The organism is Flavobacterium tistrianum (assembly GCF_003254545.1).
GTDB lineage: Bacteria > Bacteroidota > Bacteroidia > Flavobacteriales > Flavobacteriaceae > Flavobacterium > Flavobacterium tistrianum.
The window spans coordinates 328,849-343,088 of record NZ_QJRH01000070.1 but is presented as its reverse complement, the minus strand read 5'-3'; the positions used below and the strand labels follow the sequence as shown (position 1 = coordinate 343,088).

The following is a 14,240-nucleotide window of genomic DNA, read 5'->3' as shown; positions in this document are numbered from 1 at the left end:
TTAAAATCCGAATTTAACATTAACTCCATAATCTCTCGTTGATGGAATGTTGAAAGATTCTATTCCTTGTAGGTTTCCTGTTCCTGCTCCTGCTTCTGGATCAAAGTATTTTGCTTTGTTTAAGAAGAAGAACAAGTTTCTACCTACTAATGAGAAATCGATACTTGTAAATCCTGAGTTACCTAATAAGCGTTTTGGCATTGAGTAACCAAAAACAAGCTCTCTTAATCTGATGTTTGTAGCATCATAAATGAATGGCTCTGCAATAGGAGTTCTTTGTCCGATTGCTGTCCAGTATTGTTCAGCATTGATGCTAGTAGTGTTTGGAGAATAAGTTCCGTCTCCATTAGCTACAACACCATCTACAATAATTCCGCCATTTCTTCCTGCTAAAGTAATATCACTTACCCCTAAACCAGCTTGTCTAGCTTGAGTGTATGAAATAACTTCACCACCAATTCTAAAGTCAACTAAGAAGCTTAAAGAGAAATCTTTGTATTTAAAGCTGTTTCTAAAACCTCCTGTCCAATCTGGATTAAAGTTACCAGCACGAACATCAAAACCATTTGTTGCCAATGGAATACCTGCACTATTTACAATGATATTTCCGTTTGGATCTCTTTGGAAACCTTTGATGTATAAATCACCATATTCGCCTCCAACAACCACTTTACTTCTTACTAAACGTCCTTCACCAAGAACTAATTCATCTCTCCCTTCAAAGATAGATTTTACTTTTGACTTGTAAGAAGCGTAGTTTGCTGTAATATCCCAAGTAAAGTTTTCTGTCTGGATTGGAGTCGCAGTAAGCGTAAGCTCGATACCTTTATTTTCGATATCTCCGCCGTTTACGATCGCTCTAGAATATCCAGAAGGCTCAGGTGTATTGATGTAGAAAATTTGATTATTAGTTAAGGTATTGAAATATGTGAAATCTAAACCTAAACGATTGTTGAAGAATCTAACATCGGCACCAAACTCTGTAGAAGAAGAAATCTCTGGTTTTAAGTTTGGATTTGCTTTTGTGCTTTGTCCGTATAACATACCACCGTTTCCTCCGATGTATGAAAATCTTTGTTGTGTCTGATAAGGATCTGTATCGTTACCTACTTCTGCATAAGAAGCTCTTAATTTTGCAAAACTAATTACTTCTGGCAATGTAAACATATCAGAAAGAACAGCTGAAAGTCCGAAAGATGGGTAGAAATAATCTTCTGGCAATGTAGAAGACCAGTCATTTCTAGCCGTTAAATCTAAGAATAAGTAGTTTCTGAAACCAATTTGTCCGAATCCATAAATAGAGTTGATTCTTTTTTCTGAAGCTGTAGAAGTAGATTGAACTGTCTGTACGTTTGATAATGCAAAGAAGTTTCTTTTACTTAAAACACCACCAGAATTTAAAGCTGAACTATTTTGTTGCAATGAACTAGCACCACCATTAAGACCAACAGAGAAATCTCCGAATTTTTCATTGTAAGAAAGTAATGCATCAATGTTTAATTCGCTTACTGTTTCATAAGATTCGCTGTAAGAACCCATGTTGCTGTTGAAAGCTGCCGTAGCATATCTGTTTCTTACGTTTTTGTTTGTCATTTGGTCTAGACCAGCTCTACCTTGTAAGCTTAACGTTTTTGTAAACTCATATTTAAGAGAAGCTAAACCAATAAATCTGTTTCTTTTATCTGTACGAGCATCATCTCTCAAAGCAGACCAGAATGGGTTTCCTCCAGGAGCTCCAGTTTCATCAAGGAAATAGTTTACTTGTCTTTGTCCTGCTGCATCAAAGTATTCGAAATCTTTGTAATCGTTGTAAGCAATACTACGAGGCAATAAATAAGCAGATGTTCCGATAGACTCTTCACCTGTTCTTAATAAGTTATCGATATCCTGAACGATGTAATTTGTTTTAGCATCTAAAGTTAATTTATCTGTAATCTTGCTTGTCAATCTTAAGTTAAGATTGTGTCTGTCCATTTTGTTCCCTCCCACAATACCTTCAGCACGTGTGTTCGTATAAGAAAAATAACCTTGCGCTTTTTCGTTACCAGCAGTAACTGTCAAAGTGTTTGCTAAGTTATAACCAGTTTTGTAGAAATCAATAACGTTGTTCGGCTGTGGAGAATAGCTTTGCGTAGCTGGCCCAGCGTAATTTGGATTACGAACCAACTGCCAAGCAGATACCTGACGTCCGTCTAAAGGCGCACCCCAGCTTGAGCTTGAGTTAGAAACATAATTTCCGTTTGTTCCTTGACCGTATTCGTTTTGCAAGTTCATCAAATTATAAGCAGAAGAAGCCATAAAGTTAGATGATAGCGAAACCGAAGTTTTTCCAGCTTTACCCGATTTAGTTGTAATTACAATTACACCATTTGATGCTCTAGAACCATAAAGAGCAGCTGCAGATGGTCCTTTAAGAACAGTCATCGAAGCAATGTCTTCTGGGTTAATGTTAGAAATACCATCAGGCTGTGTAGTTCCTCCTGTATCAATATCAGGATTTGTATTTGTTGTTCCGTTAGAAATTGGCACACCATCTACTACGTAAAGAGGCTGGTTGTTTCCGTTTAACGATCTGTTACCTCTTAAAGTAATTCTAGAAGAAGAACCAACACCATTTGAAGTAGTTGAGAAGTTAAGACCTGCAACTTTACCAGAAAGTGAGTTGGCAACGTTTAATGATCTTGCTTCAGATAACTCGTCTACAGAAACGTTTTGTGCAGAATACGTAATGGCTTTTTTCTCTCTTTTAATACCAAGAGCGGTCACCACTACTTCTCCTAACTGCTGCGTATCTGGGCCAAGAGTTACATTAATTGTAGATTTTGATCCCACAGCAACTTCTTTTGTAGCAGATCCTACATAAGTAAAAACCAAAACTGCTGATTGATTAGGAACACTAATGCTGTACTTACCGTCAAAATCTGTTGAAGCACTTGTTTTAGTTCCTTTAACAATAATATTTGCTCCAGGAATCGGAATCCCGCTTTGAGCATCTGTTATCGTTCCTTTTACTGTAGTCTGCGCTTGAAGGCTTTGAAAACCAAAAAGGCATATGACCAACAGTAATTTTAGTACGTTTTTAATCATATTAGTTGTTTTTTTAGAGTTAATAACATGTTAAACTTAAGAATACATTCTGTTAACAAAATATTATTTCGACAAATGACAATTTTGAAAAGGTGTTGGTAAATCTTTAGTGTTTTATTGAAAGAAAACGTTTTCATTTGTAATCCTACTCTGCCTTAAATTAAAAGACCAAATTCTATTATTGAATAGAATTTGGTCTTTTATAATTGTATTCATTTTTTTAAAGCGAAAACGCCGAAAAATCTTCGGCGTTTTTGGGTTTTTAGTTCAAAACCTTGAATTTAGTTTTAAGCAAATCGGTCGAATTTCCGCCGACCATAACTTCGAAATCTCCGGGCTCTACAACGCGCTTCATTTCTCTGTTCCAAAGAGATAGCTCATCTGTCGTAAGTGTGAATTCAACATTTTTTGTTTCGCCTTTTTTGATATTTAATCTTTTGAATCCTTTTAATGTTTTTTCAGGAGTTGTTACTGAACTGTAAACATCGTTAATGTATAACTGAACTACTTCGTCTCCGTCTCTATCTCCAATGTTTTTAACATCAACAGAAACTTTTACTTCTCCGTTTGGTTTAATTTCAGTAGTATTCAGTTTTAAATTAGAATATTCAAACTTTGTATAACTTAATCCGTAACCGAATGAATATAAAGGGTGTTCGCTTTCTGCAACGTATTTATGGATTGCAGATGGTTTTTGATTGTAATATATTGGTAACTGCCCAACTGATTTTGGAACTGTAATTGGCAATCTTCCTCCTGGATTATAATCTCCAAATAATACATCAGCAACTGCTCTACCTCCTAATTCGCCTGGGAACCATCCTTCTAAAACGGCTGGAATATTCTCAGCAATCCAATTTGTAGAAAGCGGACGACCGTTTAATAACACACAAACTACCGGAGTTCCTGTTTTGTGAATCTCTTCAATCAATTGCTGTTGAATTCCGAATAAATCTAAAGAAGCCACATCTCTGTTTTCTTCTACCAATTCGTTAGATTCTCCTAAAACGACAATTGCAACATCTGCTTTTTTAGCAGCATCAATTGCTGGCTGTAAGTTTACTTTTTCTAAATTCCAACGGAAATGCGCTCTGGCTCCCCAGCCTCCTTCCCACATTTCAATGCGGACTTTGTATTTTTTACCTTTTTCGATAATTTTTGGAGTCGTCACCATGCTTGTCGCACCTTTTGTCCAATTATCAATAACCAATTGATCATCGATATACATTCTGATTCCGTCATCAGAACTTAAACCTAACCAGCCATCAAGAGCCTGATCTGATTTTAAGAATCCTGTCCATCTGATAGAAAAATCATCTACATTCACACCATCTCCAGGCGCCCAAGGCCAGTCAAATTCTAATTGGCTGTCAACACGAGTCAATGCTGGAGTTCCTTCTAAGTTTCTGTTATTGAAATATTCTCCTTTTAATCCGTTTTGAGATTCGTCTGGAGTAAATAAATATTTAGATGGAATAATTTGTCCTTTTACGATTAACGGAACTCCTTCTTCGTAAACTACATTAGCAGTTTTTCCAACCAATTCCTTAACTCCTTCATAAACCGTCATTGCGACACTATTTTTTGGAGCATAACCCCCAAGTCTTGAAGCATTTCCATTTGGTCCAATAACGGCAATGTTTTTCAGGTTTTTACTTAACGGTAAAGTATTGTTGTCATTTTTCAATAAAACCATAGATTTCTGCGCCGCTTCTAAAGCAACAGCTTGATTTTCTGGAGTATGAAAACGCTCCTTAATTAGATTTTTATCTGTGTACGGATTTTCAAATAATCCCAATAAGAATTTCAAACGTAAAACTGCTCCCGCTGCACGGTCGATATTTTCTGTTGTCAATTTCTTTTCATTTACCAATTCAATAACTGTATTCTGCCAGAATTCGTTTGAAAAATCATAAAACTGCATATCAACACCAGCCGAAACGGCTTCTCTAATAGCATCTTTTGGAGAATCAGCTACTTTGTGAGTTGTCTGAATGTATTTAATAGCTCCTAAATCGGAAACTACAAGACCTTTAAAACCCCATTCGTTTCTCAAAACATCCGTCAATAACCAGTGATTTGCTGCACAAGGAATTCCGTCCAATTCAGAATACGCACACATAGTACCTAAAGCACCACCTTTTCTGAATGCTTTTTCAAAAGATGGCAAATGATCTTCTCTAGCAGAACGTTCTCCAACCAAAATTGGAGAAGAATTTCCTCCCGCTTGTGGAATACCGTGAACGGCGAAGTGTTTTGGTTCTGCAATAATAGAACGATCTGATTTTAAATCGTCTCCTTGCAATCCTTTAATGAAAGCCAAACCAATTTCGCTATTCAAAAAAGCATCTTCTCCAAAAGTTTCAGCAACACGTCCCCAACGTGGTTCGCGTCCTAAATCTAAGTTGGGTCCAAAACCAAAATGAACTCCATGTGCTCTGGCTTCCATACCAATAACTTTACCCACTTTATCCATCGTAGCCACATCCCAAGTTGCTCCAAGACCAATATTCATTGGGAAAGCAGTACTTCCTTCGTCTAAATATCCGTGAAGCATTTCACACATAATTAGCGCTGGAATTCCCCAACGGTTTCCTTTAATTACATTCGTTTGTAAATCATTGATCATTTTCGCCGAACGCGGATACAAATCATGAATTGCTCCAATTCCTAATTTGCCGATTTTTTCAGCCGATTTACCTTTAGCAAAATCTTCTTTATCTTTAAAAAAATCTCCTCTGTACATATCCATCTGACGCACTTTTTCTTCAAGCGTCATACGGCTTAACAAGTCTTGAACTCTTTCTTCTACTGGTAATTTGGCATCCTGATACGGATACTTTTTCTGGGCATGGATCTGGTTAAAAAAACCAACAGCCATTACAAAAATAATGGCCGTTTTTCTCATTCTTAATTGTAACATAGTTGTGTTGCGTGTTTAGTTTTGAATCACTTTAAGCTTTGTTCCATTCACAAAATCATCATGTGAAATAAAGAAAGTATTAAGTGATTTTCCATTTAGCTCTATCGAATTGATTTTCCCGCTATTATTTTCTTGTCTTTCAATTACGATGCTTTCTTTTTTATAATATCTTGGATCTAATTTGATCGTCACTCTATGAAACATTGGCGTTGTAATGGTATAAATTGGATCTCCCGGTGATATTGGGTAAATTCCCATCATCGAATACACTAACCAAGCGGACATTGTTCCTGTATCGTCATTTCCTGGTAATCCTTTTGGTTCATTTTTGAAATATTCGCGAACCAATTTCTTTACCATTTCTTGAGATTTGTATTCTTCACCTTTTACATAATTAAACAAGTACGGATTGGCAATATCTGGTTCGTTTGCCATATCAAACTGTTTGCTATCGAAGATTTTCTGCAATTGAACCGAAAATGCTAGATCTCCGCCCATTAATTTTTTCAATCCGATAATGTCGTGAGGAACCATGAAATTATACTGCCAAGCATTTCCTTCGATAAAACCAACATTTTCTTCAAAATTGGCTCCTGAATTTGGATCAAATGGCTCGTACCATTTTCCATCAGCTGTTCTTGGGCGAAGCAGATTTAAGTTTTTATCAAATAATTTTCTGTAGGATAATGATCGTTCTTTAAAACGTTTTACATTGTCTTTGTCACCGAATTCGTTGGCCATAAGCGAAATAGAATAATCTGAAATATTGTATTCCTGAGTTGTCGAAACTGGGCCTTTATTGTCGGTTGTCAAATATCCTTTTTTGATATAATCTTTCAATCCAGGACGAAGCGGATTATTTTCAACATTATCTGCGCCTTTCAACATCGCATAATAGGCTTTATTAACATCATAATCGCGAATTCCTCTCATATAACTATCTGTAATTACAATACTTGCAGGGTCTCCCACCATGGTAAAAGTTTCAGTAGAATTCAGCTCCCATTTGGGTAACCAGCCGTTTTCATCAAACATAGTTAACATACTTTTTACCATATCAGATTGCTGTTTTGGATAAACCAAAGACATCAGTGGATGTACATTTCGGTACGTATCCCATAAAGAAAATACGGTATAACGGGTGTCATCGGTTTTAGCAATTTTACTTCTTTTGATTACGGGATATTGTCCGTTAATATCATTTAAAATATTTGGATGAATTAAAGTGTGATACAAAGCTGTGTAGAAAATCGTGTTTTCATCTTTTGTACCACCTTCAACCAAAATTTTAGACAATTCTTCGTTCCATTCGTTGTAGGTTTCTTTGTAAATTGCATCAAAAGATCTGTTACCCACTTCTTTTGCTAAGTTTTCACGGGCATTTTCGATACTTACATATGAAATTCCAATCTTCACTTCAACCGTTTCTTGTTTCTCGAATTTGTACGTAAAATAACTTCCTATACTATCACCTACTACAGTTTTAATAGTATTTTCCATTATTCTCGCTTTTCCGTTGTAACCCATCCATTGCGCTTCAACACCATTGTATTTTGCGGTTTTTTTCCAAATTCCAGATTTATAGGCAGGCTTAGAAAATTGAGCCACAAAATAAACTGGGTATGCATCTTCAGGACTATTGTAACAAAATGATCCAACCGAGCGCATTCCCTCAATTTCGGTAGAAGAAACCACCTTAATCATCGCGCCTTCTTCATTTGTTAATCCTAGACCAAGATTTAATAAAATGTTAGATTGCCCTTTTGGGAAAGTGAATCTGCTCACTCCAACACGTTTTGAAGCTGTGAATTCACCTTTTACTTTGTACTTATCGATGTTTACGCTGTAGTACGCTGCTTTCGCAACTTCATTTGAATAGGTCGAACCATATTTTAAATGATCTATTTCTACATTTCCAGTCGTTGGCATCAATAAAATAACACCCAAATCTGGACAGCCAACACCGCTCAAATTCACCTGACTAAAGCCAGTCAAAAAAGTATTTTCATTCACATACGGATTCGAAAGCCATTGACTGTCTTTTTCCATCGGAGTATTTTTTACTCCCGCCACATTAAATGGACTGATGCTAGCCATTCCGCGTGGAGCAATTGGTCCGGGAAAAGCAGCGCCATAATTGGAAGTTCCAATAAACGGATTAACAAAATCGGCAGGTTCCTGCGCAAAAATAGTAATGCTAAAAAACAGCATGCAAAAAATACATGCTGTTTGAAATTTGTTTGTATGTAAAACCATAGGTTTCATTTTTATCTGTTGATCGCTTCAATTTTAAAAGTCCAAGCTTCTTTTGCAGGAAGATTATTTCTTAAGTTTTCTGGAATAATTACTTTAAATCCGTTTCCTTCTTTTGTCCATTTTAAAGAAGTTTTAGAACCTAACATCGTAATTTTTGTTCCTTTTTTAGGGCTGATTGATTTTACAGTAACTTCAGCAGGAATTTTGTCTTCTCCTTCTTTAGCTAAATAAAATGCAAATACATTTCCTGCTTTATTTTGTGTGAAACAGATGTTTTCTTCTTTGTAAGGTTCGATTGGTTTTGTGTTGTAAATCGCTGTGCTGTTTACTTTCATCCAATCTCCATAAGCTTGCAATAAATCGTAAGCTCCTTTATCCCATTCTCCTTCTGGACTTGGAGCAACGTTTAATAATAAATTACCTCCTTTTGCCACAATATCAATCAACAAATGAATTCCTTGTCTTCCAGTCATATAAGTCGCACCTGGAGAATAAGACCATCCGCCGCCTGCTGGGATACAAGATTCCCAAGGGTATGGCAAAGTTTTAGCAGGAACACGTCCTTCTGGAGTTAAGTAGTTTTGGTTTTTACCGTGAACCGCTCTGTCAACAACAATTAATCCTGGTTGTTTTTGACGCGCTTTTACAACCAATTCATCCATTTTAGGATCTTGATCAACTACTCTATGCTTGATGAAACCGTTTTTAGATTCGTTTTCTGTAAATTTCTCGTCGTAGTTTTCTTTGATGTTCACTTGGTCTCTTTTTCTAACCCATCCACCATCTAACCATAAGATATCTACTTTTCCGTAGTTAGAAAGAATTTCTAAGATTTGGTTGTGCGTGAAATCAACATATTTCTGCCATTTTTCTGGATATAAAGACGGATCGTAATTTACGTTTCTATCAAATGGAGGGAAATAAGGATCCCAGTAGTTTTCGTTGTGCCAGTCTGGTTTAGAGAAATAAGCTCCAGTTGAAATGCCTTCACCTCTAAAAGAGTTGAAAATTTCTTTTAAAACGTCTGCTTTGGGATTTGTATGGAAAGGAACATCTTTACTAGTAATCTTGTAATCAGAATATTTTGTATCATACATATTGAAACCGTCATGGTGTTTGGTGGTGAAAACCATGTATTTCATACCCGCATATTTCGCTGCTTTAGCCCATTTTGCAGGATCAAACTTTACAGGATTAAAAGTCTTTCTTAAACCTTCATAATCTTTAATATAATCATTATAATTAGATGGATTACTTCCTTTTTTACGTTCACACCATCCGTAATCTTCAGGGCAGATAGACCAAGATTCTACAATACCCCACTGACTGTAAGTTCCCCAGTGCATTAACAAACCAAATTTTTTGCCTTGCCATTCGTCTAGGTTCTTTAAAACTAACGGATCAGTTTCTGGTACGTATCTTTCATCTTCATAAATCGCCTGAGCAAATATCTGAGCTGAAAATAAAAGGGCGATAATGAATATTCCTTTTTTCATCTTTAATCTAATTTATAATTTATTATTCTTTGTTTTTTAGTTTAGTTTGTCCAATATCGGTTGATCTGTAAAAGTTAATTCTGTTTGAGCATTTTCATTAAGTTGCTCGAATACAACAAACTTATTCTCGCCCGTTTTCAACCAACAGCCTGGCACATAAAGTGTTTGTTGTGGTCCAACTTTCCAGTAACGACCAAGATTGTGTCCGTTAACAAATACAATTCCTTTTCCCCAATTGGTCATGTCAAGAAAAGTATCGGCTGATTTATCGATGTTTACTGTAGACTCATATAAAACTGGGCGTCCCGATTTTACCGTTTCATTTTTAACAGCAGGAACTTCACTCATTGGCATTTTATACATCTCCCATCCACCACTAATTTCATATTCATTAATGAATACTGGAGAAATAATTCCTTTAGTATTATGAACGATTTCAGCTCCGTAATTAATACGTCCCATATTTTCAACCAGAATTTCTAAAATACCGTTAAAAGGAATAGAAACAGTCAATTCATAATTTTTGAAAACTCTATTCAATTCACCCACTTTAACTCCGTTTACATAAACGGTGGCAAAGTCTCTCAATCCCTCAATTTTCAATTTGCCAGAAGAAATTGGCTGCGTAAATCTTTTTCGATACAGAACGTATCCATTTCCTTGACCTAACTTTTCAAATGTTAATGGCTGGTCATTTACGACTGGTTTTTCTTTTTTGATCCAACTTAAAACATCCATACTTGATTTGACAGGCTGATTAGGATATTTTGTGACTGGTATTTTCTCTGGAATCGGTGCTAATTTTGTTTTAGAATACTTTTGCATTACGTCACGAATAGCCATGAATTTTGGAGTTGCCCAACCTGCTTCGCTAATAGGCGCATCATAATCGTAGCTTGTAATATCCGGCTGAATATCGCTTTCTTCATTATAATTTGCACCAGAGGTAAATCCAAAATTAGTACCGCCATGCGCCATATAATAATTAAAAGAAACACCTGCGTCGAGATACTTTTTAGTTTGAGTCGCAATCTCCTCTGATCCAATTTTAACAAAAGGTTCTGCCCAATGATCCAACCAGCCAGGATAAAACTCTGCCACCATATAAGGTCCTTGCCCTTTATGGAATTTATCAACCTGCTTTTTTAAATTCTCCATATTTGATTCTCCATTTGCAGTTGGCAACACGCCTTCAACAGCACCACCTTCAAACAACCAACTACCGTCAGAAGTAAAAAAAGGCTCTGGAAACCCAGTTTCTTTAAGTATATTATAAATGGCTGTTTTGTATGCTTTATGATCCTCAGTACTAATATCGGTTCTTTGAGAAACATAAGAACCAAATTCATTTTCCGCCTGAACCATAATAATTGGTCCTCCTTGGTTAGCAAAATTTCCTTTTACCACTGCATATAACTGTTGCAGATACGTTCTGCAAGCTTCTAAAAATGCTTTGTTATTGGTACGAATTACCAAATCTTTATTGTTTTGCAGCCACCAAGGGTAACCTCCAAATTCCCACTCACCGCAGGCATACGGTCCTGGCCTAAGAATTACATATAATCCTTCACTTTTAGCAATACGTAAAAACTCTGCTAAATCTCTGTTTCCTGTTTTAAAATCCCATACACCTGGCTCAATTTCGTGATAATTCCAAAACACATAAGTTGCCACGGTATTCAATCCCATAGCTTTAATCATTTGCAGTCTATGTCTCCAATATTCTTTAGGAATACGCTCATAGTGCATTTCTCCCGAATGTATTTTTATAATTTTCCCATCTTTTTGAAATTCTCCATTCGATATAGAAAATCCTTTGTTTTGCGCCGAAGTAAAAAACGGCATCAAGCAAATCAATACTACTCCGAGTTTAAATAATATCTTATTCATTTTTTAAAATATTTAATTCACCAAAATCTCATCCACAAACAACCAAGAGCTTTCTCCTTTCGGACTTTTCTTCAAGTTGCCTACAATTACTTTCACAAAACGTGCATTCTGTTTTTGGAAATTAATTTTGAAATCTTTCAATTCAGGAACTGGATTTACTGCATACGAGCGTGTTATTTTTCCAACTTGCGTATATTTAATTCCATCATTAGAAATCAATACTTTTATCTGAATTGGGAAATTAACTCCAGCTCCTTGACTTTCTAAAGCTCCAACTGATACTTGCTCAATACTTTCTATTTTTTCAAGATCGATTACCAATTCCATATCATTAACCAGCCAAGCTTGCCATTGTCCATCATGGAAATTTTTGCTTCCTCGAATGGTATTTACCATCGTACTGGCATCTCCTTTATAATTATCGTTGTAAGGCGTTAAGTATTTCACTTTTTTCGCAAATGCTTTATGGAAAACTATAGTATCTGTAAATGTTTTTCCTACCGGTTTTTCATCCTGAAATAAAGAAGCTTTTAAAACTGTTGTTTCTTTGATTTCAATTGGAGCAGTATATTTTACTGCGTGATGATCAATATTTTTATCTCCTAAAACATAGCGGATATCTGGATTTGGGAACTCATTTTTCAACTCGACTTTGATTTGTTTATTTCCTAAATCAGCTGTTGAAGAAGCCGTTACCAAATAAGCGCTTTTCGCATAATTTAATCCCTGATAATCGTAACGTTTAAACATGGAGAACAATCTCGATGTAAAATCGTTCCAGTTACGCTTTTCTTTCGGACTCCATAATGTTTCTGATAGAGCTGCCAATCTTGGAAAAATCATGTATTCAGAATCTTTTGGTCCTGCAATATGTTCTGCCCATAAATTGGCTTGACCACCTAATATATGTGAAGCATCTTCAGGCGTCATTCCTTGAACAACTGGATCAAACTGATACACTTTATTCAACGGATTATAAGCATCAAAAGCCAAAGGCTCTTCATTTTGAGGACCTTGATAGAAATTGAAATAACATGGAGATTCTGGAGACATAATTACATCGTGACCTTGTTTAGCCGCTTCTGCACCGATTTTTTCTCCTCTCCAGCACATAATTGTAGCACTTGGATTAAGTCCGCCTTCCAGTACTTCATCCCAGCCGATTAGTTTTTTACCTTTAGAATTAACGTATTTTTCAATGCGTTTTACGAAATAACTTTGTAATTGTTCTACACTTTTTAAGTGCTCATCTTTGATTCTTTTTTGGCAATAAGGACATTTTGCCCAATTGGTTTTAGTCGCTTCATCACCTCCAATATGAACATATTTAGAAGGGAAAATAGCCATTACTTCGTCTAAAACATTTTGTAAAAATTCAAACGTCGTTTCTTTTCCTGCACAGTAAATATCTGTCAAAGGCCAAACTCCTCCCGAAGGAACTCCAATTCGCTGATTGAAACAAGCCAATTCTGGATAAGAAGCAATGGCGCTGCTTACGTGAGCCGGCATTTCGATTTCAGGAATTACTTCAATTCCTTTTGTTGCAGCATATTTTACAATTTCTTTTAATTCTTCTTGAGTGAAGAATCCGCCGTAAGTTCCTTTTTCATCAGGATTTGTAGTCAATCTGGCATTCCAGCTTCTGTTTTCCTGATCTACTCTCCATGCACCAACTTCTGTTAGTTTTGGATATTTTTTGATTTCTATTCTCCATCCTTGATCGTCAACTAAGTGCATGTGCAAAACATTCATTTTATGTGCTGCCAAACGATCGATTGTAGTTAAAACATAATTTTTATCGAAGAAATGACGTGAAAAATCCAACATTAAACCTCTCCATTTAAAACGAGGCTCGTCATTAATAGTCAAACTTGGAATTTCCCATTTTGCAGAAGTAATCGCAAACTGACTTTCAATTGCTTCAGGAAGTAATTGTCTGATACTTTCTAAAGCATATAAAAACCCATTATTTCCTTTCGCAGAAATAACAATGTTGGTTGGATTTACATCTAAAACATACGCCTCATTCTTCAAGTTTGGATCTGTTTTCAACAAAACATAATTACTCGCAGGAGCTTTTGTAGTCACTTCTGGTTTCCATCCCGCAGCAACTCCGAATTTAGAAGCCAAAGCATTTGCAGCATCTTTTTGAAAATCACCGTTTACTACAAACTTTGTATCTTTTGTAAATTCAAAAACACCTGTTTTAATAAGAGTCTGACTCGGTTTTGGAATGATACGAATATCACTTTCCGTGTAAATTTTCTGTGAGTTAGCTGAGAAAATTGAAGTGATTAGGGTTAATAGGAATAGTAATTTTTTCATTCTTTGTTTTTTGGTTTCTCTTTGTGAATATTACTTAAACACATAGAGACATAGTTTTTTAGGTTTGGTTTGTCATTTCGACGAAGGAGAAATCTTCGTGAGTAGCTCCGTAACGAAAAGCCAATCTTTGTAGAGCTTCTTGTGGAGATTTCTCCTTGGTCGAAATGACAAATATTGCGCATATTTCAATCTTTGTCAATCAACTAGTGTGATTTCTCATTCCTTCAAATGACAAAACTGTGTCGAAAAACTTTGTCAAAGTT

Annotated in this window: 6 protein-coding genes; all 6 read right to left on the bottom strand. The window is 36.0% G+C overall.

Annotation, left to right across the window (positions count from 1 at the left end; all coding sequences use genetic code 11):
• The 6 genes from DMB71_RS14830 to DMB71_RS14805 all read right to left on the bottom strand — a co-directional run bounded on the left by DMB71_RS14830 (position 1) and on the right by DMB71_RS14805 (position 13,977).
• The gene (locus DMB71_RS14830) at positions 1-3,087 is read right to left on the bottom strand and encodes a SusC/RagA family TonB-linked outer membrane protein (RefSeq protein ID WP_111367348.1); all 3,087 of its coding nucleotides are present in this window, start codon (positions 3,085-3,087) and stop codon (positions 1-3) included.
• Between the two features lie 262 nt (positions 3,088-3,349).
• The gene (locus tag DMB71_RS14825) at positions 3,350-6,010 is read right to left on the bottom strand and encodes a glycoside hydrolase family 3 protein (RefSeq protein ID WP_111367346.1); all 2,661 of its coding nucleotides are present in this window, start codon (positions 6,008-6,010) and stop codon (positions 3,350-3,352) included.
• Between the two features lie 15 nt (positions 6,011-6,025).
• Positions 6,026-8,266 (bottom strand): GH92 family glycosyl hydrolase, encoded by a 2,241-nt coding sequence (locus DMB71_RS14820; RefSeq protein WP_111367436.1) that lies wholly within the window; start codon positions 8,264-8,266, stop codon positions 6,026-6,028.
• A gap of 11 nt (positions 8,267-8,277) precedes the next feature.
• Positions 8,278-9,762 (bottom strand): alpha-L-fucosidase, encoded by a 1,485-nt coding sequence (locus DMB71_RS14815; protein WP_111367345.1) that lies wholly within the window; start codon positions 9,760-9,762, stop codon positions 8,278-8,280.
• A gap of 36 nt (positions 9,763-9,798) precedes the next feature.
• Positions 9,799-11,652, bottom strand: a complete 1,854-nt coding sequence (locus tag DMB71_RS14810; RefSeq protein ID WP_111367343.1) for a glycoside hydrolase family 35 protein — start codon at positions 11,650-11,652, stop codon at positions 9,799-9,801.
• A gap of 12 nt (positions 11,653-11,664) precedes the next feature.
• On the bottom strand, positions 11,665-13,977 hold the full coding sequence (locus DMB71_RS14805) for a beta-N-acetylhexosaminidase (RefSeq protein WP_111367342.1): 2,313 nt from the start codon (positions 13,975-13,977) through the stop codon (positions 11,665-11,667).
• Positions 13,978-14,240 lie beyond the last annotated feature (263 nt).